The organism is Streptomyces sp. ATCC 21386 (assembly GCF_018728545.1).
In the GTDB taxonomy this organism is placed as follows: Bacteria; Actinomycetota; Actinomycetes; order Streptomycetales; family Streptomycetaceae; genus Streptomyces.
The window spans coordinates 4,551,627-4,577,406 of the sequence record NZ_JAAVVL010000001.1 but is presented as its reverse complement, the minus strand read 5'-3'; the positions used below and the strand labels follow the sequence as shown (position 1 = coordinate 4,577,406).

The 25,780-nt window shown below is 71.9% G+C and carries 20 protein-coding genes and 2 pseudogenes; 10 read left to right on the top strand and 12 right to left on the bottom strand.

Features of this window, described 5'->3' with window-relative positions; genetic code table 11:
- The coding region (locus GWK25_RS19535; RefSeq protein ID WP_215457452.1) for a nitrate- and nitrite sensing domain-containing protein at window positions 1-1,300 on the bottom strand (1,300 nt) is incomplete at its 3' end.
- 49 nt (window positions 1,301-1,349) lie between these two features.
- On the bottom strand, window positions 1,350-2,126 hold the full coding sequence (locus GWK25_RS19530) for an MHYT domain-containing protein (protein ID WP_215451837.1): 777 nt from the start codon (window positions 2,124-2,126) through the stop codon (window positions 1,350-1,352).
- A gap of 151 nt (window positions 2,127-2,277) precedes the next feature.
- Between GWK25_RS19530 and GWK25_RS19525 the strand changes: the two genes are divergently transcribed.
- The 3 genes from GWK25_RS19525 (at window position 2,278) to GWK25_RS19515 (ending at window position 4,351) form a co-directional block, all read left to right on the top strand.
- Window positions 2,278-2,877, top strand: coding sequence for a class I SAM-dependent methyltransferase (locus tag GWK25_RS19525; protein ID WP_215451836.1), 600 nt, complete (start codon window positions 2,278-2,280; stop codon window positions 2,875-2,877).
- Between the two features lie 152 nt (window positions 2,878-3,029).
- A complete protein-coding gene (locus tag GWK25_RS19520) occupies window positions 3,030-3,326 on the top strand; it encodes a hypothetical protein (RefSeq protein WP_215451835.1) in 297 nt (98 codons plus the stop codon).
- Window positions 3,327-3,484: 158 nt separating this feature from the next.
- Window positions 3,485-4,351 carry a hypothetical protein gene (locus GWK25_RS19515; protein ID WP_215451834.1) on the top strand — a complete coding sequence of 289 codons (867 nt, stop codon included), beginning with the start codon at window positions 3,485-3,487 and terminating at the stop codon, window positions 4,349-4,351.
- Between the two features lie 44 nt (window positions 4,352-4,395).
- Here GWK25_RS19515 and GWK25_RS19510 read toward each other — a convergent pair whose 3' ends face one another.
- Window positions 4,396-4,608, bottom strand: coding sequence for a hypothetical protein (locus GWK25_RS19510; RefSeq protein WP_215451833.1), 213 nt, complete (start codon window positions 4,606-4,608; stop codon window positions 4,396-4,398).
- A gap of 220 nt (window positions 4,609-4,828) precedes the next feature.
- Here GWK25_RS19510 and GWK25_RS19505 point away from each other — a divergent pair, with 220 nt between their 5' ends.
- Window positions 4,829-7,690: a DEAD/DEAH box helicase gene (locus GWK25_RS19505; protein ID WP_215451832.1), complete on the top strand. Its 2,862-nt coding sequence runs from the start codon at window positions 4,829-4,831 to the stop codon at window positions 7,688-7,690.
- Window positions 7,687-7,932, top strand: a pseudogene (locus tag GWK25_RS44775) (SWF or SNF family helicase); the annotation flags it as partial. The gene GWK25_RS19505 and the pseudogene GWK25_RS44775, both read left to right, overlap by 4 nt.
- On the opposite strand, the pseudogene GWK25_RS19500 reads toward GWK25_RS44775, so the two are convergent.
- Window positions 7,866-9,833: pseudogene (locus GWK25_RS19500) on the bottom strand (SpoIIE family protein phosphatase); the annotation flags it as partial. The pseudogenes GWK25_RS44775 and GWK25_RS19500 sit on opposite strands and share 67 nt — an antisense overlap.
- A gap of 88 nt (window positions 9,834-9,921) precedes the next feature.
- Here GWK25_RS19500 and GWK25_RS19495 point away from each other — a divergent pair.
- Together GWK25_RS19495 and GWK25_RS19490 are read left to right on the top strand one after the other, a co-directional pair.
- Complete coding sequence (locus GWK25_RS19495) at window positions 9,922-11,346, top strand: lipase maturation factor family protein (RefSeq protein ID WP_215451831.1); 1,425 nt, start codon at window positions 9,922-9,924, stop codon at window positions 11,344-11,346.
- Between the two features lie 162 nt (window positions 11,347-11,508).
- Window positions 11,509-12,870, top strand: a complete 1,362-nt coding sequence (locus GWK25_RS19490) for an amidase (protein WP_215451830.1) — start codon at window positions 11,509-11,511, stop codon at window positions 12,868-12,870.
- Window positions 12,871-12,928: 58 nt separating this feature from the next.
- On the opposite strand, the gene GWK25_RS19485 is transcribed toward GWK25_RS19490, so the two are convergent.
- The gene (locus GWK25_RS19485) at window positions 12,929-13,411 is read right to left on the bottom strand and encodes a GNAT family N-acetyltransferase (protein WP_215451829.1); all 483 of its coding nucleotides are present in this window, start codon (window positions 13,409-13,411) and stop codon (window positions 12,929-12,931) included.
- A gap of 49 nt (window positions 13,412-13,460) precedes the next feature.
- On the bottom strand, window positions 13,461-13,634 hold the full coding sequence (locus GWK25_RS19480; RefSeq protein WP_177261694.1) for a hypothetical protein: 174 nt from the start codon (window positions 13,632-13,634) through the stop codon (window positions 13,461-13,463).
- Between the two features lie 496 nt (window positions 13,635-14,130).
- On the opposite strand from GWK25_RS19480, the gene GWK25_RS19475 reads away from it, so the two are divergent.
- Complete coding sequence (locus tag GWK25_RS19475; protein WP_215451828.1) at window positions 14,131-14,628, top strand: hypothetical protein; 498 nt, start codon at window positions 14,131-14,133, stop codon at window positions 14,626-14,628.
- Here the strand turns inward: GWK25_RS19475 and GWK25_RS19470 are convergent.
- The 5 genes from GWK25_RS19470 to GWK25_RS19450 form a co-directional block, all read right to left on the bottom strand.
- Entirely contained in the window at window positions 14,607-16,109 is a 1,503-nt protein-coding gene (locus GWK25_RS19470) for an SDR family NAD(P)-dependent oxidoreductase (RefSeq protein WP_215451827.1), read from the bottom strand. The genes GWK25_RS19475 and GWK25_RS19470 overlap by 22 nt on opposite strands.
- 203 nt (window positions 16,110-16,312) lie before the next feature.
- Window positions 16,313-17,656 carry a wax ester/triacylglycerol synthase family O-acyltransferase gene (locus tag GWK25_RS19465; RefSeq protein WP_215451826.1) on the bottom strand — a complete coding sequence of 448 codons (1,344 nt, stop codon included), beginning with the start codon at window positions 17,654-17,656 and terminating at the stop codon, window positions 16,313-16,315.
- A 178-nt stretch (window positions 17,657-17,834) separates the two neighbouring features.
- Complete coding sequence (gene glgC, locus GWK25_RS19460; RefSeq protein ID WP_215451825.1) at window positions 17,835-19,055, bottom strand: glucose-1-phosphate adenylyltransferase; 1,221 nt, start codon at window positions 19,053-19,055, stop codon at window positions 17,835-17,837.
- A 55-nt stretch (window positions 19,056-19,110) separates the two neighbouring features.
- Entirely contained in the window at window positions 19,111-20,262 is a 1,152-nt protein-coding gene (glgA, locus tag GWK25_RS19455) for a glycogen synthase (protein ID WP_215451824.1), read from the bottom strand.
- A gap of 96 nt (window positions 20,263-20,358) precedes the next feature.
- Window positions 20,359-21,099, bottom strand: coding sequence for a (2Fe-2S)-binding protein (locus GWK25_RS19450; protein ID WP_215451823.1), 741 nt, complete (start codon window positions 21,097-21,099; stop codon window positions 20,359-20,361).
- Window positions 21,100-21,327: 228 nt separating this feature from the next.
- On the opposite strand from GWK25_RS19450, the gene GWK25_RS19445 reads away from it, so the two are divergent.
- On the top strand, window positions 21,328-22,521 hold the full coding sequence (locus GWK25_RS19445) for a DMT family transporter (RefSeq protein WP_215451822.1): 1,194 nt from the start codon (window positions 21,328-21,330) through the stop codon (window positions 22,519-22,521).
- 33 nt (window positions 22,522-22,554) lie between these two features.
- On the opposite strand, the gene GWK25_RS19440 is transcribed toward GWK25_RS19445, so the two are convergent.
- Window positions 22,555-23,712: a transglycosylase family protein gene (locus GWK25_RS19440; RefSeq protein ID WP_215451821.1), complete on the bottom strand. Its 1,158-nt coding sequence runs from the start codon at window positions 23,710-23,712 to the stop codon at window positions 22,555-22,557.
- Window positions 23,713-24,047: 335 nt separating this feature from the next.
- On the opposite strand from GWK25_RS19440, the gene gndA reads away from it, so the two are divergent.
- The gene (gndA, locus tag GWK25_RS19435; protein WP_215451820.1) at window positions 24,048-25,487 is read left to right on the top strand and encodes an NADP-dependent phosphogluconate dehydrogenase; all 1,440 of its coding nucleotides are present in this window, start codon (window positions 24,048-24,050) and stop codon (window positions 25,485-25,487) included.
- The last annotated feature ends 293 nt before the right edge of the window (window positions 25,488-25,780 follow it).

The window sequence follows — 25,780 nt, the reverse complement described above, 5'->3', positions numbered from 1 at the left end:
GGCCGGGCGGGGCCTCGGCATCGACGTCGATCTCCTCGCCGGAGCGCAGTCTGCGCATGGCGTGCGGCAGTTTGCGGCGGGCGATCTCCAGGGCGCCGTTGCGCAGGCTCACCAACTCGACGACCAGAGCGCGTCCGATGCGTACGGAGATGACGAGGGAGGCGGCGACCGCGGCGAGGCCGAGGAGCACGGCGGCTCCCGCCGGGGTGAGCAGTGCGCGGGTGAACGGGTCGGCCCGGTCGGCGACCCCGTGGCCGGCGTCCACCTCGATGCCGCGCATGTCGTCCCGCACGCGCGCGTGGGCGGACGTCCAGGCCGCTTCGGGGACGGCGTGGAGCACCTGTGCTCCGGGGTGGCTCGTGACCACCTCGTCTTCGAGGGCGCGCAGGTCGGCGTAGGCGTCCCCTCCGGCGAGTTCCTGCCAGGCCGCGTTCTGCGCGCCGCGCAGGTCCGCTCCGGCGGCTTCGGTCAGCGTGCGGCGTGTGTCGACGGCGCCGATGAACAGGCGCAGCCGTGCGCGGTCGAGGGTCTTGGCGAGGTGGGCGCCGGACAGGAGCGCGTCCTCCTGTGCCAGCGCCTCGGCCGCGCGGGAGAACTCCAGCAGCACGCGCGCGTCGGAGCCGAGTTCGGCGTCCTGGATGCCGGTGAGCGCGCCACCCACGCCGAAGGCCGTGGAGATGGTCGCCGTGTATCGCTCGTACGTCTCCGCCCAGCCGCTGCGGCGGTCGAGGACCGACGTCCGCAGCGCACGCAGGTCTTCGGCCCCGGTCACGAAGCCGGCGAGGCGTTCGGCGACCCCCGCGGGCAGGTCGGTGCCGTCGGCGACGGTGTGGCGGTCGCCGAGGCGCAGGGCGCCAACCGCCCGGTCGGTGCGCCGCGCGAGTCCGCGGAGCGTCTTCTCCCGCTCCGCGGAGGGTGCGGTGGCGTACCGTACGGCGGCCGCGCGCTCGGACTGGAGGGCCGCGACGGCGTCGGCGACCGGGCCGCGCACGGAGGCGTCGACGCGTTGCAGCTGACGGTGACGGGCGACGTCCTGGGCGGTGGTGACGGTGGCGTAGGCCCACAGTGCGAGCAGGGAGACGACCGGCACCATCAGCAGACAGACGATCTTGGCGCGGACGGTACGGGGGCGCAGCCGACGGCGTCCCGCGCGCGTGGGCGGGCCGGTCGTCGGGGCGCCGGTGCCGTCGGTCGCGAGGTGCTCCTCGGCCGGTGGTCCGGCGTGGGCGCGGCGCCCGCGTATCGCGGGTCGGGGCGGCGCCTCGGCGGCGGCTGTCGGGGTCCTGCGGGGTGTACGCATGGCCTCCTCGATCAGGGTTCGGGGGCGGGCTTCGGAGGCCGTCACGCGGCTAGTGGGCGGCGGCGTTCTCGAGCGGCCGCTGGGCCGACGCGGATGCCTCTCGCTCCCCGGCCGTCGGCGACAGTGCGACGAAGGCGGAGGTGAGGAAGAGGTAGGACCCGAGGCCGACGGCGAGGGGGAAGATGAACTGCATCGCCGTGGCCCCGGGCAGGGCCGCCGCGGACGGAGTGACCTCCACGCGCACCGCCCACATCGCGGTGTAGTGCATGCTGCTCACCGCGCCGCCCATGACGAGGGACGCGACGGTCACCGCGACGGGCGACTCGATGTTGAGGGCAGCCCAGAGGGCGGCGGTGGCGGCGACCACGGCGATCACGACGGAGAGGGCGACGAGTGCGGGATCGTAGGTCACCTCGCCGTGCAGCCGTACGGCCGCCATGCCCAAGTAGTGCATGCTCGCGACGCCCAGGCCGGTGGTGAGTCCGCCCAGCAGGAGCGCCCGGGCGCGGTCGCGGCCGTAGCCGACGGCGAAGACGCCGCCGCAGACCACGAGCATGGCGACCAGGAGGCTCAGGACGGTCAGGGGCACGTCGTAACGGATCTCGGTGCCGCTGACGCCGAAGCCGAGCATCGCCACGAAGTGCATGGTCCAGATGCCGGTGCCGATCGCCGACGCCGCGGTGACGAGCCAGTTGCGACGGGACCGGCCGGTGGTGGCGAGGGCGCGGACCGTGCAGCGCAGTCCGAGAGCGGCGCCGATGCAGGCCATGGCATACGACAGCGCGGGGGTCAGCCAGCCGAAGGTGGCGTGGTCCAGGTGTCCCATGGCCCCGGGACGCTAGTGGGGGCACGGAAGCACGGAGGGGGCGCATTTCGAAAGCTGCCGCAATATGCCGCATATATGCGCAGGAACGATCGCCTCCCGCTCGAACGTGCGCGTGTCTCCTCCGTCGTTCCGGTGAGGGATCATGCGGAGCATGAGCGAGGACCACACACACGTCCAGGAGTTCTTCACGGCACGAGCGGCACGCTGGGACGCCCGCTTTCCCGACGACGGGCCCGCCTACGCCGCAGCCGTCGCCGAGCTCGGCCTGCGCGAGGGCCAGCGGGTGCTCGACGCGGGGTGCGGCACGGGTCGGGCCCTGACGCCGTTGCGTGCCGCTGTGGGGGCCTCGGGAGTGGTCCTCGGGGCCGATCTGACGCCCGCCATGCTGGAGGCCGCCGTACGGGCGGGCCGGGACCGTGACGGGCAGTTGGTGCTCGCCGACATCGGCCGGCTGCCGCTGCGTACGGCGTCGCTCGACGCGGTGTTCGCCGCCGGGCTCGTCGCACACCTTCCGAACCCCGCGCAGGATCTGCAGGAGCTGGCCCGGGTGGTCAGGCCGGGCGGATCGCTGGCGCTGTTCCACCCCATCGGCCGGGCGGCGCTCGCCGCGCGCCAGGGGCGGCAGATCACCCCGGAGGATCTGCGTGCCGAGGGGAACCTGAGGCCGCTGCTGGCCGGTTCGGGCTGGCGCATGACGTCGTACGCCGACGAGGACGCCCGTTTCCTGGCGCTCGCCACGCGTGTGGGCTGACCCCTGCCCTCGCTCGGCGGATCGCGCCGAGGAAGGTCCTGAACGCGCCGTTCACAGCCCTTCACCCCGCCGTCCCCCTTCTGTGGCCGCGAGTCCGTCTCTACGTTGAGTAGGACGAGCTGTGATACCGACGCGGGGGGTAGGTAGCCCATATGTTCGGCAACGTTCGCAAGTCCTTCGGCAGATTCCTCGACTCGCTGCGCGCGGAGCCCACCGCGCGGGAGGCGAAACGCACGCACAACCTGTTCGAGGCGGCCGCCGTGTACATCGCGGCGTGCGCCGAGGACGATCAGGACCAGATCGACGAGGCCACGACCTGGGTGTCGCCCGAGGCCCTGTCGTTCGGAGTCAGCGAGTTGGCGTGCCGGGCGGTGATCGCCCTCGCGCGGGAGCGCGACGAGTCGCCGCAGACGGTCGCGCGGTCACTTCTGGGGCTGCCCGCCGCCTGAACGAGTGAGGGTGTCGGGTCGTTTCGCCCCTGTCCACCCGGATACCTGCGGCTCGCCCGGGATATCCGCAGCTCCGCACGGGGTTCCCGCTCGTGACAAGGGCCCGCCGAGCGCATTAGGGTGCGCCGACGGACGAGCGAGAGCGATGGGAGGCCGGCATGGCCGGGACGGACGAGGACGCCGTCACCGCCGGGGACGACGACGCACTGTATGTGCTGACGGCGGTACTGCTCACGCCCGCGAACTTCCCCAGTGTGCTGGGCGACGACTACCCGGAGGCGTGCGCGGCTCTGGACCTCGCGCCGCTCGCCGACGGCTACGGGATCGTCCTGGGCCAGGACGGCGAGGGAGCGAGGTGGACGGTGGCGGTCGACGACGTGTCGCTGGTCGCCGTGGCCATCGCGTCGTGGGACTGCGGCATGGAGTACGACCTGTCGCCCGACGAGGACTCCGTGGTGGCCGCGCTGCCGGGCTGGCCCCTCGCGGTCGCCGTGTCGGCTCCGGGGGTGCCCGCTCCGCACGACCCCGATCCCGAGGTGTCGGACCGGCCGCCGCTGAGCCCGCCGGACACCACCGTCTGGGGTCCTGCCCAGCGGCGTCTGGGGGCCGACGAGATCGCTCTGCAGTGGTCCATGTGGCGGGAGCAGATCGACGACGCCTCGTTCGCCGGGCAGGGCGGCTCGGACGGGGCGGCGACGTCGACGACAGGCGGCACGACGGAAGCCGGGCCGGGTGCCGGGAAGGACGACGTCGCTCCGCGCACGGGCATCCGCCGCGTGCTCGCGGAGGCGCGCGCGTACGTGGCCTCCCCTCCGCCCCTGGGGCGGGTGCGTTCCTCGTTCGCGCCGGGAGACGCCCGCACCCTTCGTGCCGACGGTCCCGGCTGGTCGATGGTGGCCAGAACCGACGACATCGCGTTCGTCCTCCTCGACGAGGAACCCGGCGAGGTACTGCCAGTGGGCAGGGGACCGGAACTGCCCGGTCTCCTGGAGTCCCTCGACAAGATCGCCGTACGTCCGAACTGATCCCCGTCCGCCGCACCGGCCCGCTCGCGCGGGCCGGTGGCAGGTCAGCGGCCGAGTTCCTTGCGTCCGGCGCGACGCAGCCTGCGCCGCTGTGAGGGGTCCAGCGCCAGGTAAGCGGCCGTGGGGATCCCCAGGACTATCAGCAGGTTGGCCCAGAAGGGGAAGGGCAGCAGGATCAGCAGGACGATCCCGATTGCCGCACCCCCTGCGACGATCTTCGTGCTCTTCGACATCTCCGTCGCCTCCTTCGCGGCCACTGCCGCTCTCTGTCCTGAAAACGGGATCGGACTCCCCGTGGTTCCGGACCACGGCCCTGACGCGTCCCTGATTCGAACCCCCGCACAACCCTGAGATGCCCTCACCGCCCCACTGGAAAAGTGACCCACATCACTTCTTCGAGTGCCAGATGAAGGTTTGAAGTGAGGTAGCCTCGGCGATTCTGGCTAGGTAGTCAAATTTGAGGAGTTCAGTATCCCTGTGCCGTCGAATCCCGAGGCAACCCTTCCCGAGGTGTCCGAACTGGCCCGGTGCGGCGCCGTCTTCGTGGCCGCGGACCCCGCCCGCACCGGCCAGGTCGCCTTCTGGCGGCCGGACGGCGCGGCACCGCCCCGGGTCGCCCACGGCTGCGAAGGGGAGCTGCCGCTCGTCCGGCCCGGCGGCTCCGGAGTCCGACGGGTCACGGTGCCCGTCGTGTCGCTGCCGGTGCACGCCGCGCTTCCGGTGCTCACGCGCGCGCGTGCCGCCACCGGAGTCCACCGGTCGACGGCCTTCTGGGGGGCCGCCGCCCTGCTGGCGCTCCAGTTCGCCGCGCGAGGCCTGCTGCTGCCCGGCGTCACCGCGGACGGGCACGACGCCTGGCGGGCGGGGCCGCTGCGGGCGGAGGACCTGGACCGGGTCAGGGACCTGGCGGCGGCGATGCCGCCCGAGGCGCACGCGCTGCCCGTGGAGCACGGCGAGCCGCCCCGGCTGCCCGATCCGGAGCGGCTGCTGCGCGCGTTCCTCGACGCCGTCGTGGACTCTCTGCCCCGTTCCCCCGCCGCGGGCGTCGCGGCGGGCGGCCCTGCCTTCGCCGCCCGTGAGCCTCGATCCGTTCCCGAACTGCGTGCCTGGGCCGCGGACGTGGCCGCCGGGCACGACGCCGGGGTCCGTGTCTCCCTGCGCGTCGAGATTCCCGGGCTCGCATCGCTCCGCGCCGACGATCCGGCCGGGACGCAGCCGGTGTTCCGTGTCGTGCCCCAGCTGCACAGCGTGAGCGATCCGGCGCTCGTCGCGGACGCTTCCGCGGTGTGGGCCGACGCCACCGCCTTCGGCCCGCGCGCGCGGACGGACGCCCTGCTGGCACTGCGCCGGGCCGCCCGCGCCTGGGCCCCGCTCGGTCCGCTGCTGTCGGCGGCGGTGCCGGACGCGGTGGAGCTCGCCGACGAGGAGATCACCGAACTGCTCGGCGAGGGGGCCCGGCTGCTGGCGACGGCCGGTGTCGAGGTGCACTGGCCGAGGGAACTGGCCCGCGGGTTGACCGCCCGCGCGGTCATCGGCCCGCCGGACGACGAGCAGAGCCCCGCTCGGAACGCGTCGGACACCCCGTCGTACCTGTCCGCCGACGCGTTGCTCTCCTTCGACTGGCGGTTCACTCTCGGCGATCAGCAGCTCAGCCGACAGGAACTCGACGTTCTCGCCGAGTCGAACCGCCCCATGGTGCGACTGCGTGACAAGTGGGTCCTGGTGGATCCGGCTGAGATCCGCCACGCCCGTGCGCGGCAGGACAGCAAGCTGTCGCCCGTCGACGCGCTCGGTGCCGCTCTGACGGGCTCGACGGAGGTCGACGGCCGGATGGTCGACGTCCTGCCCACCGGGTGGCTGGCGACGCTGCGGGAACGGCTGTCGGCCCCCGAGGGGCAGGCGTCGGTCGGACAGCCGTCCGCGCTCGCCGCGACGCTGCGGGACTACCAGTTGCGAGGGCTCGACTGGCTGGCCCGGATGACCTCCCTCGGGCTCGGCGGTTGTCTCGCCGACGACATGGGGCTCGGCAAGACGATCACTCTCATCGCTCTGCATCTGCACCGGCAGTCCGACGCCTCGTCCGCCGGCCCCACCCTGGTGGTCTGTCCGGCCTCGCTGATGGGCAACTGGCAGCGCGAGATCGAGAAGTTCGCGCCGGGCGTGCCGGTGCGCCGCTTCCACGGATCACGGCGCGGTCTCGACGGACTCGCCGACGGGGAGTTCGTCCTCACCACGTACGGCACCATGCGGCTCGACGCGCCCCGACTCGGCCACGTGCCCTGGGGCCTGGTCGTGGCGGACGAGGCGCAGCACGTGAAGAACCCCTACTCGGCCACGGCTCGGGAACTGCGCACCATCGGGGCACGCGCGCGCGTGGCGCTGACCGGCACCCCGGTGGAGAACAACCTGTCCGAGCTGTGGGCGATCCTCGACTGGACCACGCCCGGCCTCCTGGGCCGCCTCGGCAGCTTCCGCACCAGGTACGCGCAGGCCGTCGAAGGCGCCCGGGATCCCGCCGCCGCGGAGCGGCTCTCCCGGCTCGTACGGCCGTTCCTGCTGCGGCGCCGCAAGTCGGACCCGGGCATCGCGCCCGAGCTGCCGCCGAAGACCGAGACCGACCGTGCCGTGTCGCTCACCAGGGAACAGGTGGGCCTGTACGAGGCGTTGGTGCGCGAGACCATGGCGGAGATCGCCGCCGCCGACGGCATGGAACGGCGCGGTCTGATCGTGAAGCTGCTGACCGGGCTCAAACAGATCTGCAACCACCCCGCCCAGTTCCTCAAGGAGGACAGGCCGCGGATCCCGGGCAGATCAGGGAAGTTGGAGCTGCTGGACGAACTGTTGGACACCATCCTGTCCGAAGGGGCGAGCGTTCTGGTCTTCACGCAGTACGTCCGTATGGCCCGGCTGCTGGAACGTCACCTGGCGGCGCGTGGGGTGCGCACCCGCTTCCTGCACGGCGGGACACCGGTACCCGAGCGCGAGGAGATGGTCGAGCGCTTCCAGGAAGGCGAGGTGCCCGTCTTCCTGCTGTCGTTGAAGGCGGCCGGCACGGGTCTGAACCTGACGCGGGCCGAGCACGTCGTGCACTACGACCGCTGGTGGAATCCGGCCGTCGAGGCGCAGGCCACGGACCGGGCGTACCGCATCGGACAGACGCGGCCGGTGCAGGTGCACCGGTTGATCGCGGAGGGCACGATCGAGGACCGCATCGCGGACATGCTGGTGCGTAAGCGGGAGTTGGCCGACGCGGTGCTCGGCGCGGGCGACACGGCGCTGACCGAGCTGTCCGACGCCGAACTGGCCGATCTGGTGGAGCTCCGAAGGGACGCGCGATGACGGAACGCACGGGACATGACGAGGAGCGCACCTTCGCCGCACTGGCGCCCGTACGAGGCGGGGGTTTCGCACGGACGTGGTGGGGCCGGGCCTGGTTGCGGGCGCTCGAGGACGCGGCGTTGGACGGGGAGCAGGTGAAGGCGGGGCGCAGGCTGGCTCGGGCGGGGGCCGTGGGCGCCTCCCCCGCCTCCCGCCGCCGCGGCAGCGCGCTGGAGGAGTCCTCGACCTCCACCCGCAACCGCCGGTCGGATCCCGCGAGGGCCCGCAGCGTCACGATCGCGGAGCCCTCCGTGTGCATGAGCGCGTTGGTGATCAGCTCGTCGGCGACGAGTTCGATCTCGTCGGCCCGATCCCGTGCGCCCCACGTGCGGACCGCCGCGCCGATCATGTGCCGCGCCTCGGTGAGCGCCTCCGGGTCACCCGGCGCGACATGCTGCTGGAGCCGCCCCCCGGGCTCCGCGGTGCGGCTGCGGCGGCGCAGCAGCAGGAGGGCCACGTCGTCGTCGCCGCCCCGTTCCTCCGCCACGTCGATCAGCCGGTCCGCGAGATCGTCGACGTCGTCGGGGCCGGTGGCGATCAGCGTCCTCAGCGTCCGCATGCCGTCGTCGAGGTCGGCGCCGGGCTGCTCGATGAGGCCGTCGGTGCAGAGCAGCAGCGTCTGCCCGGGGAACATCTCGACGGTGCCTACGGGGTACTCCAGGCCGCCGAACTCCGCGGACAGCCCGAGGGGCAGCCCTCCTTCCACGGCGACCCGGTGGCAGGAGCCGTCGGTGTGCCGCATCAGCGGGTCGATGTGCCCGGCCCGGACGACCTGGACCACCCCGGTGGACAGGTCGGCCTCCGCGTACAGGCAGGTCGCGAAGCGGTCGGTGTCGAGTTCGTGCAGGAAGGCGGAGGCGCGGGCCATCACGGTGGCCGGGGTGTGGCCCTCGGTGGCGTAGGCCTTCAGGACGATGCGCAGCTGCCCCATGACGGCCGCCGCGTGCGTGTCGTGGCCCTGGACGTCGCCGATGACCGCGCCGACGCGCCCGCCCGGCAGGGGGATCAGGTCGTACCAGTCGCCGCCGATGTCCCGGCCGAGCGAGCCCCCGAAGGACGCGGCGCGGTAGCGGACGGCGATGTCGGCGCCCGGGACGCTGGGGATGGACCGGGGCAGCATGGCCTGCTGGAGCCCCTCGGCGAGGTCCTTCTCCTGCTCGTAGAACATGGCCCGCTGGAGGCTCTGGGCGATGCTGCTGCCGAGCGCGATGAGGATGTCGCGCTCCTCGGAGCTGAAGCCGCGCCGGTCGTTGTAGAGCAGTCCCATGGCCCCGATGGGGCGGGCCTGCACGATCAGGGGCAGATAGGCGGCCGAGGTGATCTTGAGGTCGGTGATGTGCGGCCACAGCAGTGGATAGGACTCGGCGAACTCCTCCGGTGACTCGATGAAGTGCGGGGCGAGGTGCCGTACGACCTCGTTCATCGGGTACTTCACGTCGAGGCGGGTGATCCGGGTGCCCGGCACATAGCTGTCCTGGGGGCCCGCGGCGACCATCCGGACGCGTCCGGCCTCCACCAGGCCCATGACGAGGCTGGTCGCGCCGAGGTGGGTGAGCCCGTCGGTGTCCTCCAGGACGTCGATCACGTCCTGCACGGTCCGGGCGTGGGCCAGGGCGGCCGTGACGACCTGGACGACGTTGGCCTGCTTGCTGCGGACCTCGTCGAGGGCGGCCTGCTCGGTGCGGGAGCTGATCTCGTCCAGTTCGCGGGTGGCGTCGCGCACGATGCCGATGACCCGGTACGGGCGCCCCGTGGCGTCGCGGCGGATGTAGCCCTGGGTGTGCGTCCAGCGCAGCGTTCCGTCGCGCAGCCGGATGCGGAAGTAGGCGCCGTAGTTCTCGCTGCCGTCCTTGAGGGCCTGCGAGACCAGGGCGTCGAGTCTGTAACCCTCCATCGGGGGCACCCGCGCGGACAGGCTCTCGGGTCTGCCGTCGTACTCCTCCGGGCGCACGTCGAAGATCTCGTGGGCCGTGGCGTCCATGTGGAACGCACCGGCGTCGAGGTCCCAGTCGAAGGTGCCCATGAGGTTGAGGGCCAGGACGGGGTCCGGGTGGGAGAGCCAGTCGTCCGGGACGTCCGAGTCGCTCGCTCCCCGATCAACCATGGGGACACTTTGACAGCATTTGCCCGATTATTCGAGTGGAGGGGTCGATATCGGACCGGACCTCGACGCGCTCACTATCGTCGGTAGCGTGGACTGGTTCACCGCACCCGACCTCTGGCTGAGCCGACTGCTCTTGCAGCGATCCCTGGCCGTGATCTACGTGGTCGCCTTCCTGGGGGCGGCCCTGCAGTTCCGCGCGCTGATCGGCGAGCGGGGCATGCTGCCGGTGCCCCGTTTCGTCGAGCGGGTGCCGTTCCGGCATGCGCCGAGCGTGTTCCACCGCCACTACTCGGACCGTTTCTTCGCGGCGTGGGCCTGGACGGGCTGCGCGGTGTCGGTGGCGCTGGTCGCCGGACTGGACTCGCTGCTGCCGCTCTGGGCGGGCATGGCGCTGTGGTTCGTGCCGTGGGCGATGTACCTGTCGATCGTGAACGTCGGCCAGACCTGGTACTCCTTCGGCTGGGAGTCGCTGCTGCTGGAGGTCGGTTTCCTGGCCGTCTTCCTCGGCAACGACGAGGTGGCGCCGCCGGTCGTCGTGCTGTTCCTGCTGCGCTGGGTGCTCTTCCGGGTCGAGTTCGGGGCCGGACTGATCAAGATGCGTGGCGACGAGTGCTGGCGGAAGCTCACCTGCCTCGACCACCACCACGAGACCCAGCCGATGCCCGGCCCGCTCAGCTGGTTCTTCCACCACCTCCCCAAGCCGTTGCACCGCGTCGAGGTGGCCGCCAACCACGTCACCCAGCTCGTGGTCCCGTTCCTGCTCTTCACCCCGCAGCCGGTCGCGACGGCCGCCGCCGCGCTGATGATCGCGACACAGCTGTGGCTGGTGCTCTCCGGCAACTTCTCCTGGCTGAACTGGATCACCATCGTGCTGGCCCTGTCCGCCGTCGACTTCGGCACGGGCGCGCCGGACACCCCCGGCCCGCCCCTCTGGTACACGGTCATCGTGCTCGCCGTCGCCGCGCTGGTCCTCGGACTGAGCTACCACCCGGTCCGCAACATGATCTCCCGCCGCCAGGTCATGAACCGCTCCTTCGACCCGCTGCACCTGGTCAACACCTACGGGGCGTTCGGCAGCGTCAGCCGGGTGCGGTACGAGGTGGTCGTCGAGGGCACGGCGGACGACGTGCCGCGCGAGGACTCCGAGTGGCGGGAGTACGAGTTCCGGGGCAAACCGGGTGATCCGCGGCACTGGCCCCGTCAGTTCGCCCCCTACCATCTGCGGCTCGACTGGCTGATGTGGTTCGCCGCGCTCTCCCCCGCGTACGCCGGCTCCTGGTTCGGCGCCCTGGTGGAACGCCTTCTGGAGAACGACCGCGACACGCTCCGCCTGCTGCGCCGCTCCCCCTTCCCCGCCGACGCGCCGCCCCGCTTCGTCCGCGCCCGCCTCTTCCGCTACCGCTACACGACCTGGCGCGAGCTGCGGGAGACCGGAGCGTGCTGGGAGCGGACGTACGTACGGGAGTTCCTGCCCCCGACGCGGCTGGCCGCGTCGCCCGCGCGGAACGCCTGACCGGGCCGGGCGCGGACTTCTTCACGGCGGACTTCTTCACGGCGGACTCTCGACGCGGGGCCGACCCACAGGGCACAGTGCTGCCGTACTCGATCACTACTCACGAGTACGCCCCTCCGTCGCGTACGACACCGACGCGCACGACACCGTCAGGGAGCGCCCGTGACCAGCTGGGTCGGCCGGACCGCCGTCGAGATAGCCGCCGCCGTACGGGAGAAGCGGGCCACGCCGCGTGAGGTGGTGGCGGAGCATCTGGCGCGGATCGAGGCCCTGGACGGGCGGGTCGGGGCGTTCCGCACGGTCCGGGCGGAGGCGGCCCTGGCGGAGGCCGACGAGGTGGCCGGCCGGGCCGATCTGGCCGAACTGCCCCTGGCGGGCGTGCCGGTGGCGATCAAGGACAACCTCGCCGTACGGGGCGAGTCCACCCGGAACGGGTCCGCCGCGACCTCCGAGACGCCGGCCGGGGAGGACCATGTGACCGTGGCCCGGCTGCGGGCGGCGGGCGCAGTGGTCGTGGGGCTCACGAACGTGCCCGAGCTGTGTGTCTTCGGCACCACCGACGGCGTGCACGGCACCGCCCGCAACCCCTGGGACACCGCGCGCACCACCGGTGGCTCCTCGGGCGGCAGCGCGGCCGCCGTCGCCGCCGGGCTGGTGCCGCTGGCCCTGGGCAACGACGGCATGGGCTCGCTGCGGATACCGGCCGCGAACTGCGGGGTGCTCGGCCTCAAGCCGGGCTTCGGTGTCGTCCCGGCGGACATCGGGCACGGCGACTGGTTCGGCATGTCCGAGAACGGGCCGCTCGCGACGACGGTCGAGGACACCCGGCTGATGTTCGGGATACTGGCGGGCACGGCCGCCGCAGACCCGCCCGGGTCCGCGTCCCCCGCGCCGAGCATCGCCGTGTCCGTGCGCAGCCCCCTGGTCGGCGTGACCGTCACCCGCGCGTACGCCGATGCCACGCGCCGGGCAGCCGAGATGCTGGCCGGGGCAGGGCTGACGGTACGGCGGGCGGATCCGCCCTACCCCCTCTGGCTGGGCACGACGTCGCTGGCGCACTGGACCGCGGGGACGGCGGTGGACGCGGAGGGCCTCGATCCACGGTTGCTCACCCGGCGCACGCGGGTGCACGCAGCCGTGGGGCGGCGCTTCCTGAAGGGGGTGCGCGCGGGCGACCGTCGGGAGCAGTTGCGCCGGCGTCTGGAGCCGTTCTTCGCCGAGCACGACGTGCTCCTCACCCCGGCGCTCGCCCGGCGCGGGCCCGCCGCCGCGAACTGGCACGAGCGGGGGTGGCTGCGCAATCTGCTGGTGAACACCAACTACTCACCGCTGACACCGCCGTGGAACCTCACGGGCTGGCCCGCGATGTCCGTCCCGTTCGGCTCGCTCGCCTCGGGGGCGCCGTGCGCGGTGCAGCTGGTGGCCCGCCCGGGCTGCGAACTCGAACTCCTGTCGGTGGCGGGCCGGTTGGAGGAGCTGAACCCCTGGTCGCGGACAGCGCCCCTCGACCGGCCGGATCGGTAGCGGCACCCGGGGCCGGGCCGCGTAACGGCACCTTCCGGACGGACGTGACCGGCCCCCGTCACAGCGCCTTGTACATGATGTGCAGTCCCACCAGGCCGTCCTTCGGGTGCTCGAAAGCGTCCGGGACGGTGGCGAGGACGGTGAAGCCGAGGGAGGTCCAGAGCCGTACGGCGGGGTTGGTCTCGACGACGGCGTTGAACACCATGCCCCGGAAGCCCTGGGCCGCGGCCTCGGCGAGGACGTGTGCGGCGAGGGCGCGGCCGATGCCACGGCCGCCGTGGTCGGGGTCGACGATGAAGCCCGCGTTGGCGATATGGGCTGCGGGGCCACCGTAGTTGGGGGTGAGGTAGGCGGAGCCGACCGGCGTTCCGGTCTCGTCCTCGGCTACGTACACGCGCTTGGCGGGGGCCATCCACAGGGCGCGGGCGGCTTCCTCGGAGGTGTCCGGGTCCCAGGTGTAGGTCTCGCCCGCGGCGACGACACGGTGCCAGAACGGCCAGATGCCGGGCCAGTCGTCGGCGGTGGCTTCTCTGATCTGCATGGGCGCGAGTCTGGCACGCCCATGCAGACGGCGATCGCGATGCTCCCGCTCAGTCCACGCTGGGCAGGATGTGGGGCTCGGCGAGGTCGTCCTCGTAGCCCGCCAGCCGGATCGGGGCGGACCTGGCCCACACGTCCAGGCTGCCCAGTTCCTTCTTCGACCGGCCGCCGCCCTCGGTGTGTTCCTCGGGGCGTGGCTCGCGATTCGTCTTCTCTGGTGTCACCGCGCACTCCTTATGTGTCGGGTCACCCTCGGGACGTCGGCCCAGCCTGCCGCTGCGCGCCTGACGTCCGCTCGGGTCTGAGTCGTTGTCAGTTCGGACGCGGTGGCGCCGGATTGCCTGGAGCTGAGAGCAGGCCGTGGTGACCGGCTTGTCCCGGGACGGACCGTGGGTGTGGGTGGGACCCATATAAGGCTGTCCGTCCGGTACAGAGTAACCAAATGAGCGGGCGGCCGCTCGATGGGGCTGAAAACAAGAGGTAACTGTCTTGAGTCGTTCAGCGCCCAGCAAGCCCTACCCTAGGGCAATTTGACCCATTTGTTCGGTTTCTCATCACCCGTTCGGCTCAGTACTCGCCCCCCGCACCGACCCGACGACCCATCGGATCGCCGTGCCCGGTGCGCAGTTCAGGTCCTGTTGGCCGAATCGCAAGCCGACCATGATCTGCTCATGTGCCGCAACGGCATTTTCTCGCGGGCGGACTCGGGAGGACCGGCGGATGGAACTGCGCGGCGTCGAGGAGCTGATGGACCTGCTGCACGCCTGCCGGGGCGGCGGCCCGACGGCGGACCGCCGCGGGGGCGCCGCGGTCGATCCGTACGAACACGCGCTGCAGACCGCCGCGCTGTTGCGCCGAGGCCGGCCCGCCGACAAGGAACTCCAGGTGGCGGGCCTGGTGCTCGTCATCGGACGGCTGCTCCGTCCGGGTGACGACACCGGCCACGCCGACCTGGCCGCCGACACGGTGCGCCCCCTGCTCGGCGAGCGGGTGGCCCGGCTCGTACGCCTGCACGCCCTCGGCGCGGACGATCTGGTGCGGCTGCACGCCGGCGGGTGGGCGGACGCCACGCTCGTCGAGGACGTGCTGGCCCTGCGGCACGTGGACGAGGCGGGCCGGACCCCCGGCATGGACGCCGGGGTCCTGGAGGACTGGCGGACAGTACTGGAGCTGGTGGCGGACCGGGCGAGGGCGGCTCACCACTTGCCGGGCGCGTAGTCCTTCAGGAAGACGCCGTACAGGTCCTCGCCCTGCTCGCCACGGACGACGGGGTCGTAGACGCGGGCCGCGCCGTCGACGAGGTCGAGCGGGGCGTGGAAGCCCTCGTCCGCGAGGCGCAGCTTGTCGAAGTGGGGACGCTCGTCGGTGATCCAGCCGGTGTCGACGGAGGTCATGAGGATGCCGTCGGTCTGGAACATCTCCTGGGCGCTGGTCCGCGTGACCATGTTCATCGCGGCCTTGGCGGCATTGGTGTTCGGGTGCCCCGCGCCCTTGTAGCCACGGCCGAAGACGCCTTCCATCGCCGAGACGTTCACGACGTACGCGCGTCCGCTTCTCGCCCTGCGGGCGGCTTCGGCCATGGCCGGGCGGAGCTTGCTGATCAGGATGAACGGTGCCGTGTAGTTGCACAGCTGGGTCTCCAGCAGTTCCACCGGCGAGATCTGCTCGATGGTCTGCACCCAGGTGTTGGTGTCCACGACGTCGGGGACGAGACCGCCCGCGTCGATGGCGGTGCCGTCGAGGTGCCGGGCGACGCTGGCGTTGCCCGCGACCAGGGCGAGGTCGGCGACCTGCTGCGCGTCGAGGCCGCTGGTGCCGAGGGGCAGCGCGGCGGGCCCGCCGAGATCACCGACGGCGCCGGAGTTGAAGGCGCCGATGACGTGGTGCGCGGGGAGCTCACCGACGGGCAGCGGGGCGCTCTCCCCCTCCACCAGGGCGGCGTACGCGGAGGGCAGCCGGCGCACGGTCTGGGTCGCGTTGTTGATGAGGACGTCGAGGGGGCCTGCCTCGGCGATCTGGTCGGCGAGGGCGACGGCCTGCGCCGGGTCGCGCAGGTCGATGCCGACGACCTCCAGCCGGTGCATCCAGTCCCCCGAGTCGTCCATGGCCTTGAAACGGCGAATGGCGTCCTTGGGGAAGCGGGTGGTGATCGTGGTGTGCGCGCCGTCGCGCAGCAGTCGCAGGGCGATGTACATGCCGATCTTGGCGCGGCCGCCGGTGAGCAGGGCGCGCTTGCCGGTGAGGTCGGCGCCGGCGTCGCGCTTGGCGCGGTTCAGGGCGGCGCAGTCCTGGCAGAGCTGGTGGTAGAAGTAGTCGACTTCCACGTACCGGGTCTTGCAGGTGTAGCAGGAGCGCGGGCGCTGGAGTATCCCCGCGATCTTCCCCTCCTCCGTGACGGACGACGGCAGGATGCCCTCGGTCTCGTCGTCGATGCGCTGGGCGGAGCCGGTCGCCGTGGCCTCGGTGACCGCCTTGTCGTGGGCGGTCTTGGCGGCGCGGCGTTCCTGGCGGCGGCGCTGCTTGACCGTGCGGTAGACGCCGGCGGTCGCCCGGCGCACGGCGATCGCGTCCGGGTGGTCGACGTCCAGCTTGTCGAGCTCCTCCAGCACGCTGAGACACACGGCGAGCCGGTCCGGGTCGATGCCGGGGCCGTACACGACCTCGTCCGTGGCCGCGGGGCCGTCCTCTGTCACCGTCATCGCGCTGCCGTTTCCCTGATCACATGCGGCGCGCCTGCCGCATCCGCTGTCGAACGGGGAATTGTACGGAGCGGGGGGCGTGGTGACCAAACTTCGGGTGCGGGTCCGGTGGGGGCTGGTCGCGCAGTTCCCCGCGCCCCTGGAAAGCAGGGGCTGCGCCCCCTGCTTTTCAGGCCGGCAGGGCCGTGGTCTTTCAGGCCACGTCACACCTCACACGCCACCAACAGCTCCCGCACCTCCCGTGTGACCGCCGCGGACAGTCGCTCCAGGTCCGGGACGGCCTCCCCGTCGGCGACCAGCCCGTAGTGGACGCTCCCCCGGTACGTGGAGACCGCCACGGCGAGGGACTGTCCGTGGGCCAGCGGAGCGAGGGGGTAGATCTCGGCCAGCGGACAGCCGCCGAGCCGGAGGCCGAGGCTCGGCAGCGGGACGCTGGTGACGAGGATGTCGAACCAGAGGCGCGCGGCCTGACTGACCAGCGGCCCTCCGAGCCGGTGGCCGAGCGGCAGCACGTGGTCGGCGAGCAGGGCCACCGCGCCCGCGCCCCGGTTGGGCCCCGCCTCCTTGTTCCGGTCCATCGCCGCACGCACCGTACGCAGCCGGCGCAGCGGGTCCGGATCGTCCACCGGCAGTTTCATCAGGTACCCGGAGAGCCGGTTGCCCTGCGGGTGCGCCGTGCGCGGCCGGCGCTTGGAGACCGGGATCAGCGCCCGCGGCGCGACCCCTTCGCTGCCGTCCCCCCGCTCGTCCAGCCACCGGCGCAGCGCGCCCGCCACCACGGCGATGAGGACGTCGTTGACGGTGCCGCCGACGGTCTTGCGGATCCGGTGCACGTCGTCGAGGTCCACGAGGACCCCGGCGGTACGGCGGGTGCCGCTCGCCCCGGAGGTCAGCGCGGCCGGGGACCGGGCGCCGAGGCTCGCGTCGAGCGTCGTGCGGGCGACCGAGGCGCCGATGTCGAGGGCGCGCCCGAGGTCGGAGAGGGTACCCCTGACCAGGTCGGGGAGTTTGCGCACGTCGAGCAGGCCGCGGGGAGGCTCCGCGGGGCGCGGCCGGGGCGCGGGCATGTCGATGGGGTCCATGACGGCGGCGGCGAGCGTCAGCGCGCGCAGTCCGTCGGCGAGGGCGTGGTGGAACTTGAAGAGCACGGCGAAGGAGGTGCCGTCCTCCCCCGGCAGCACATGCGCCTCCCAGGGCGGCCGGCCGCGCTCCAGCGGGCGCTCCATCAGCCGTCCGGCCACCGTGTGGAAGTCGACGGTCGGAGCGTGCAGCCGTACGTGGTCGAAGGGCTCGAAGTCGGCGACGGGCTCCCGGGTCGCGCCGCCGAACGCCAGGGGCAGCCGGACGTCGGGGAACCACACGTCCCGGATCCGCATCCGCAGGGCGGGCACCGCGGCGGCGCGCGTGGCGAGCAGTTCGGCGGCGTGGGCGCCCGCGGTGGGCGAGTTCGCCGTGAAGACGCCGAGGGCGGCCAGGTGCATGGGGTGTTCGGCGGACTCGATGTTCCAGAACGCAAGGTCGAGGGGGGCGAGCAGGTCAGAAGTCAATGGCTTGCCTCGCGTCGACGACGGGTGAGTCGGTAGTCAATCGCTGCTGCCCGATTACGGTCAAGTACGATCAAGCTACGCACAGTTAACAACAGGTTAAGTCCCGCCTCCGAGAAAAGGCGGGACCCATGGGACATCTGTGTGCACTGCGGTCACCCTGAAGGGCTAGACGCCCCGACTAGGAGACCTGCTGCCCCTTGCCCAACGCGATCACGCCGCCCCCGGAGACGGTGTACAGCTCGGCGTCCCGTTCGGGGTTGACTCCGATGGTGGCCCCCGGAGGCACCTGGACGTTCTTGTCGAGCACGGCGCCCCGGACGACCGCGCCCCGCCCGATGTGGACGTTGTCGTGCAGGACCGAGCCCTGCACGACCGCTCCCGGGTCCACGACGACCCCCGGGGAGAGCACAGAGCGCGTGACCTGGCCGCGGATCAGACAGCCCGCGCTGATGATCGACTCACTCGCCATCCCGCCCGCGTTGAAACGGGCCGGGGAGAGCTGGCCGGAGCTGGTGTAGATGGGCCAGCTGCGGTTGAAGAGGTTGAAGGCGGGCCGCTCGGCGATGAGGTCCATATGGGCGTCGTAGTAGGCGTCGAGGGTGCCGACGTCCCGCCAGTAGCCCTGGTCACGGGTGGTCTCGCCCGGCACGTGGTTGGCGCTGAAGTCGTACAGCTGGGCCTCCCCCCGCTCGGTGAGCTGGGGGAGGATCGAGCCGCCCATGTCATGGACGGAGTCCTCGTCCTCCGCGTCCCGCTGGAGCGCCTCCACCAGGGCCTTGGTGGTGAAGATGTAGTTGCCCATCGAGGCGAACACGCATTCGGGGTCGTCGACCAGGCCCGGGGGGTCGGACGGCTTCTCCAGGAAGCGTTCGACGGTCCGGCCGTCGGAGCCGGGCGTGATCACTCCGAAGGAGGACGACTCCCCGCGCGGCACCCGGATACCGGCCACCGTCACACCCGCGCCGCCCTCGATGTGCTGCGCCAGCATCTGGCGGGGGTCCATGCGGTACACGTGGTCGGCGCCGAACACGGCCACGTACTCGGGCTGTTCGTCGTGGACCAGGTTCAGGGACTGCAGGAGGGCGTCGGCGCTGCCCAGGTACCAGCGCGGGCCGAGCCGCTGCTGGGCCGGGACCGGGGTGACGTAGTTGCCCAGCAGGCTCGACATCCGCCAGGTCGTGGTGATGTGCCGGTCCAGCGAGTGCGACTTGTACTGCGTGAGCACGCAGATGCGCAGGATGTCCGCGTTGACGAGATTGGACAGGACGAAGTCCACCAGGCGGTACGTACCGCCGAAGGTCACCGCTGGTTTCGCGCGGTCGGCCGTGAGGGGCATCAGCCTCTTGCCCTCACCGCCCGCCAGTACGATTCCCAGCACCGAAGGTCCACCGCGCCGCATGCCGCCGCCCCTCTACGCCCGGTCGTGCCGAACGCTGATCCTGACTGCTCTGTGACTACCCCTGTTCGAGGACTTTCTCGTACAGCCGGACGGTCCGCCGGGCCACCGCATCCCAGCCGAACTCCCGCACCGCACGCTCCCGGCCGGCCTCGCCCATCCGGGCGGCCGTCGCGGGGTCGGCGAGCACCGAGTCCAGGGCCCGGGCCAGTCCGTGTCCGAAGTCTTCCTCGGTCGGTACGAGGAGGCCCGTGACACCGTGCTCCACCACTTCCGGTATACCTCCGACCCGCGAGGCCACCACGGCCGTGCCGCAGGCCATGGCCTCAAGGTTGACAATACCGAGCGGCTCGTACACCGACGGGCAGACGAACACCGCCGCATGGGTGAGAAGCTGGATCACGTCCGGGCGGGGCAGCATCTGCGGTATCCAGAACAGGCCCTTGCGCACGCGGCTCAGTTCCGCGAAGAGGTCGCGGAACTCCTGGTCGATCTCCGGGGTGTCGGGGGCGCCCGCGCAGAGCACCACCTGCGCGGCAGGATCGATGTCCCGCACGGCGCGCAGCAGGTGGGGCACGCCCTTCTGCCGGGTGATGCGGCCGACGAACAGGACGTACGGGCGGCCGGGGTCGACGCCGAGGCGGTCGAGGACGTCCGTGGCGTGGTCCGGCCGGTAGAGCGAGGTGTCGATGCCGTTGTGCACGACGTGGAGCCGCGCCGGGTCCAGGGCGGGGTAACAGCCGAGGATGTCGTCGCGCATGGCGCCGGAGACGGCGATCACCGCGTCGGCGGACTCGATCGCGGTGCGCTCGGCCCAGCTGGACAGGGCGTAACCGCCGCCGAGTTGCTCGGCCTTCCAGGGACGCAGCGGTTCCAGCGAGTGGGCGGTCATCACGTGCGGGACACCGTGCAGCAGTTTGCCGAGGTGGCCGGCCAGGTTGGCGTACCAGGTGTGGGAGTGGACCAGTTCGCGGCCCTGGAGGCCGGCGGCGACGGAGAGGTCCACGGAGAAGGTGCGCAGCGCGTCGTTGGCGCCGTCGAGCGCGGACCAGGGTCGGTGGCGCACCACACCACCGGCGGCGCCCTCGCCCCAGCAGTGCACGTCGAGATCGACCAGAGATCTCAACTCGTGGGCGAGAAACTCGACATGGACGCCCGCGCCGCCGTAGACGTCGGGCGGATACTCCCGGGTCAGCAGGCCGACTCGCACCCGGAACCCCCTGTCTCAGCGGCTGGTTCCCACATGGTCACCCAGAAGGGGCAGTTGGGGAAGACCACGATGTTCGCGCGGGCGCACGCCCCGGTGTCAGGAGCGAGGGCCGCGGCGGGCGTCGGTACCGGGCGGCCGGTCGAAGCAGCAGTCGCCGCACAGCCCGCCGCCGGGCAGCCGGTAGTAGAGGCAGCAGCTGCGGCGGCGCAGGGTGGCCGGGTCGAGCGCGCCGGCCAGAGTGGGGTGCGCGAACAGCTCGGCGGCGAGTGCCCGGGCCCGACTCGCCACGTCCGTGCGGCCGTTGTCGACCGCCCACCGGTCGATCTGACGCACGGCGCCCATCAGCGCGGAGGCCGCGTTCCCCCACAGCAGCCGCTCGGAAAGCGGCAGTTGAGCGCGGAGAGCCGCCGCCAGCGGTACCAGGTGGGCCTCCCGTACGACCTCGCCGATCCGCTCGGCGGGCAGGCCGCGCACCTCGGCCAGCCACAGTTCGTCGGGGGCGCTCGCGTCGGCGTCCCAGCGCAGGAGACGGGGGTCGAGGTCGGGGACGCTGCCGTACAGGGCGGCCGACCCCAGGGCCACCGACCACAGGCGGGCGGCGAAGCCGAGGTGGGCGATGGACGCGGCCACGCGGAGCTCGGGCGCCCGGAGACTGCGCGCGACCTTCCGGACACGGAAAATTACGGGATTCGCGTAAACCTCCTGTTTCACATCGGCATCCCGTGCCGCGTAGGCCTCCGCGAGCGTCGGCGGTCCGTCGTGCGGTGGTCGCCCCGTGCGTAGTACGAAGAAGCCGCCGAGGGAGGAGAGGGCGCCGAGGCCGGGGTCGTGATCCACGAGGACGAGTAGTACCAGGGGCCGGGTACCCGTCCAGCCGGTGGAGTGCACCCCGTGTCGCCCCCCTGAGGGATGACGGGAGGCCCCTCGTACTCCAACGGTAGTAGGACCCATTGAGTGCTCAGGTACGACGACGCCGACGCCCATCCGAGGCATCGTGGTCATTATGAAAGCCGAGCGTTCGCCGCGCCGGGCCGGGAGCCCCCGCGCCTCGCTGAGGAGCCGCACATGAGCGCCCTCGCGTTGTCCGTACTGCTGTCGTTCGTCTCCGCCGTGGCATACGCGGGCGGGGCGATCGTCCAGGAGCGCGTCGCGGTGTCCCTGCCCGGCCAGTCCTACGCGCCGCTGCGCCGGCCGGGATGGTGGGCCGCCGTCGGCCTCAACGGTCTCGGCGGACTGCTGCACGTGGTGGCCCTCGCCTACGGCCCGCTGAGCCTGGTGCAGCCGCTCGGCGCGCTGACCATCGTGTTCGCCCTGCCCATGGCGGCGCTCTTCGTGGGCCGCCAGGCCGGTGCGACGGCCTGGCGGGGCGCGATCATGGCGACGGTGGGTCTCGCGGGCCTGCTCTCCCTGGTCGGCTCGGCAGACGTCCAGTCCCTGGGCGACGCCCAGCGGGTCCTGGTGGCCGTGGTCAGCGGGGGCGCGGTGGCGGCGCTGATGGTGGCGGCACGCGCCGCGCACCGGCATCCGGCGGTCCGCAGCATCCTGCTCGCGGTCGCCTCCGGTGTCGCGTTCGGCATGTCCTCGGTCTTCACCAAGACGGTCGCCGTCGACTGGACGGACGGCGTCACGCTCTCCGATCTGCCGACCCTCGCGGTCATCGGCGTCTTCGCGACGGCCGGTCTGCTGCTGTCCCAGGCCGCCTACCGGGGCGGCGGCCTGGCGGCCCCGCTCGCCACCCTGACCGTGGTGAACCCGGTCGTGGCGGCCGCGGTCGGCATCACGATGTTCGGCGAGACGTTCCGCTACGGCACGACCGGCACCCTGCTCGCCCTGGGCTGCGGTGTCGTCGCGGCGGGCGGTCTGATCCTGCTGACCACCGAGCGCCTCGGCGACGAGGTGCGGACGGAACGGGACACGGAACGGGACGACGAGCGTCTGCCGGTCCCTTCCGTCGGGCAACCGGCGGCGACGATCTCCGGGCGTGCGACGCTCGGCGTCGACCCGCAGTCGCTCACCGTCGAGAAGCTGCTCGCGGGTCTGCCGCACCAGACCTTCGGGGCGCAGGAGAGGGTCGAGGGCGGGATCGACCTGGACAGTCCCGTGGTCGTACCGGCCCTGTTCCTGGGGCGGACGCCGGAGTACGAGCCGGAGCACGAGGGCGACGCCCTGCCCGGCAACCTGCTGCCGCTGCCCTTCCACGGCGGGCCGTACGTGCCGAGGGCACTCCTGGACCGGCATCGCGACCGCGTGAAATCCTGAGCGGGAGGCCCGGACCGGGCCTCCCGCACCACGCTAGATCCGAACCCCTCCCGCCCGTAGATAGGCGATCGGATCGATGTCGCTGCCGAAGCCGGGCCCCGTCCGCACCTCGAAGTGCAGATGCGGGCCCGAGCTGTTGCCCGTGGAACCGGACCGGCCTATGCGCTGTCCGGCGCTCACGTTCTGTCCGGCCTTCACGGAGATAGCCGACAGATGGGCGTACTGCGAGTACCGGCCGTCGGCGTGCCGGATCACCACCTGGTAGCCGAAGGAGCCGCCCCAGCCCGAGGTGACCACCTCCCCCGCGGCCACGGACTTCACCGTGCTGCCGGTCGACACGGGGAAGTCCACGCCCGTGTGGTAACCCTTCGACCAGGAGGAACCAGAGGCGCGGTAGGGGGTGCCGAGGGAAGCGCTCACGGGAGCGACGAGGGACGCCGACTCCTGCCGCTTGTCGGACGCCTGCTGCTTCTGTTGCTTCTGCTCCTTCTTCTTTTCTTGTTTCTTTTCTTGTTTCTTCTCCTGCTGCTTCTCCTGCTTCTGTTCTTGTTTCTGTTCTTGTTTCTGTTCCTTCTTCTGGCCGGCCGTGTGCAGGCTCAGGCGCTGGCCAGGGATTATCACGTCCGGGTCGGACCCTATGGTCCTGCGGTTGGCCTCGTAGAGCTTGCGCCAACCGCCCCTGACGTCCTGGGAGTCGGCGATCTCGGAGAGGGTGTCGCCACGGACCACCGTGTACATCTCGACCTTGCCGGCCTGCGACTGAGGCGTGGTCTGGGGCTTCACGTCCTCGATCTGGCGGGTGGGCCCGTCGCCGCCGCGGGTGAGCCCCGCGCGCTGCGAGCAGACGGGCCAGGCGTCGGGGCCCTGGCCGTCGAGGACCTTCTCGGCGATCGCGATCTGCTGTTCCTTGGTGGCCAGGTCCGCACGGGCGGCGTACGCCGTACCGCCGAAGGCCTCCCAGGTGGACTGGCTGAACTGCAGGCCGCCGTAGTAGCCGTTGCCGGTGTTGATGTTCCAGTCGTTGGTGGACTCACATGCCGCGACCTTGTCCCAGGTCTCGACATCGGCCGCTTCCGCGACGCCGGTGCCCATCAGCGGGAGTGCCATCCCCGCGCCGCCCGCCGTGACGGTGAGTGAGGCGCGGTTGATCCTGTTCGGTTGGTACCGCCGGTGCCGACCGCGTACGGCCATGGAGTATCCCCCTCGCCTATCCAGTGAGCCGCAAAAGTAAGCGCCGCGAACCGGCCAGGACAAGACGAAAATTCAGCCGCTCCCGTCCCGTGTGTGGCGGGTAAGCGACCTGATCCGGCGCGTAAGTGCGCCCGTCCGGCGCACGAGTGACCAGGGACGGCGCGCAATGCATCGGGTTGCGCGCCCCATTGAGGCAGGTAGGGCCCTTCCTGCGTACTCAAGCCCGGCAGGCCGCGCAGTGCGGACAGGGCCGGTGCGCGTCAGGATGGCCGGAAGGACAATACTGGCGGGCAGGAACGGCACCACCGATATCAGGATCCATAGGAGCCAACCGTATGAGCACTTCAGCCCAGATCGGCGTCACCGGCCTCGCGGTCATGGGGAGCAACCTCGCCCGCAACTTCGCCCGCAACGGCTACACGGTCGCGGTCCACAACCGCTCCGCGGCGAAGACCCACGCGCTGATCGAGGAGCACGGGCACGAGGGCGACTTCATCGCGGCCGAGACCGCCAAGGACTTCGTCCAGGCGCTGGAGCGCCCCCGGCGCTTGGTCGTCATGGTGAAGGCGGGCGGCCCGACGGACGCGGTGATCGAGGAGTTCGCGCCGCTCCTGGAGCCCGGCGACATGATCATCGACGGCGGCAACGCCCACTTCGCCGACACCCGCCGCCGTGAGGCCGCGCTGCGCGAGCAGGGCATCCACTTCGTCGGCGCCGGCATCTCCGGCGGCGAGGAGGGCGCGCTCAACGGACCGAGCATCATGCCCGGCGGCCCGGTCGAGTCGTACGACTCCCTCGGCCCGATGCTGGAGAAGATCTCCGCGAAGGCCGCCGACGGCGCGCCCTGTGTCACGCACGTGGGTCCCGACGGTGCCGGGCACTTCGTGAAGATGGTGCACAACGGCATCGAGTACGCCGACATGCAGCTGATCGGTGAGGCGTACCAGCTGCTGCGCGACGTGGCCGGCTACACCCCCGCGCAGATCGCGGAGATCTTCCGCACCTGGAACACCGGGCGTCTCGACTCGTACCTGATCGAGATCACGGCCGAGGTACTGGCGCACGTGGACGCGGCCACCGGCAAGCCGTTCGTGGACGTGGTCGTCGACCAGGCCGAGCAGAAGGGCACCGGCCGCTGGACCGTCCAGATCGCGCTCGACCTCGGTGTTCCGGTGTCCGGTATCGCCGAGGCCGTCTTCGCGCGCTCCCTGTCGGGCCACGCCGCGCTGCGCGACGCCTCGCGTTCGCTGGCCGGCCCCAAGGCCACCCCGCTCAGCGCGGCCGAGGCCGGCGCCTTCGCCGACCGGGTCGAGCAGGCGCTGTACGCCTCCAAGATCGTGTCGTACACCCAGGGCTTCCACGAGATCGACGCCGCGCGTGACGAGTACGACTGGAACATCGACCTGGGCAAGGTCGCCTCGATCTGGCGTGGCGGCTGCATCATCCGGGCGGCGTTCCTGGACCGGATCCGCGCGGCCTACGACGCCCGGCCCGACCTGCCGAGCCTGCTCTCCGACGAGACGTTCGCCCAGGAGATCGAGGCGGCGCAGGACGACTGGCGCGAGGTGCTGGTCGCCGCGACGCGGCAGGGCGTGCCGACGCCCGGGTTCGCGGCGGCGCTGGCGTACTACGACGCGCTGCGCGCCGAACGGCTGCCCGCGGCGCTCACCCAGGGGCAGCGGGACTACTTCGGGGCGCACACGTACCGCAGGGTCGACCGGGAGGGGTCGTTCCACACGCTGTGGGGGCAGGGCCGCGGTGAGGTCGAGGCCTGAGGTCGGCTGACCGAGGATCGCGCGAGCGGGTGGGGGTGCTGACCGGTTGGCGGCCGCGGGTCGGCTGTGGCTGGTCGCGCCCGCGCGGCGGAGCCACGCATGTCACAGCCCCGCGCCCCTGACGCTCGTTGTTGTGGCCCGGCGTGAGACGTTCACGCCGGGCCACAGTTCTGTCCACCGCTCCGCTCACTCCGCTACGACAGCGGGCCCGGCCTGGGCTCCCCCGGGACCGGGTCCGGGCCCGGCGGGTTGGGGATGGGGTCCGGTTCCGGGGTGGGGCGGGGGTCGGGGGT

Coding starts and splice junctions, on each gene's coding strand:
- GWK25_RS19530 (WP_215451837.1), bottom strand. CDS start 2,126: ATGGGACACCTGGACCACGCCACCTTCGGCTGGCTGACCCCCGCGCTG.
- GWK25_RS19525 (WP_215451836.1), top strand. CDS start 2,278: ATGAGCGAGGACCACACACACGTCCAGGAGTTCTTCACGGCACGAGCG.
- GWK25_RS19520 (WP_215451835.1), top strand. CDS start 3,030: ATGTTCGGCAACGTTCGCAAGTCCTTCGGCAGATTCCTCGACTCGCTG.
- GWK25_RS19515 (WP_215451834.1), top strand. CDS start 3,485: ATGGCCGGGACGGACGAGGACGCCGTCACCGCCGGGGACGACGACGCA.
- GWK25_RS19485 (WP_215451829.1), bottom strand. CDS start 13,411: ATGCAGATCAGAGAAGCCACCGCCGACGACTGGCCCGGCATCTGGCCG.
- GWK25_RS19475 (WP_215451828.1), top strand. CDS start 14,131: ATGGAACTGCGCGGCGTCGAGGAGCTGATGGACCTGCTGCACGCCTGC.
- GWK25_RS19470 (WP_215451827.1), bottom strand. CDS start 16,109: ATGACGGTGACAGAGGACGGCCCCGCGGCCACGGACGAGGTCGTGTAC.
- glgC (WP_215451825.1), bottom strand. CDS start 19,055: ATGCGGCGCGGTGGACCTTCGGTGCTGGGAATCGTACTGGCGGGCGGT.
- GWK25_RS19445 (WP_215451822.1), top strand. CDS start 21,328: ATGAGCGCCCTCGCGTTGTCCGTACTGCTGTCGTTCGTCTCCGCCGTG.
- GWK25_RS19440 (WP_215451821.1), bottom strand. CDS start 23,712: ATGGCCGTACGCGGTCGGCACCGGCGGTACCAACCGAACAGGATCAAC.
- gndA (WP_215451820.1), top strand. CDS start 24,048: ATGAGCACTTCAGCCCAGATCGGCGTCACCGGCCTCGCGGTCATGGGG.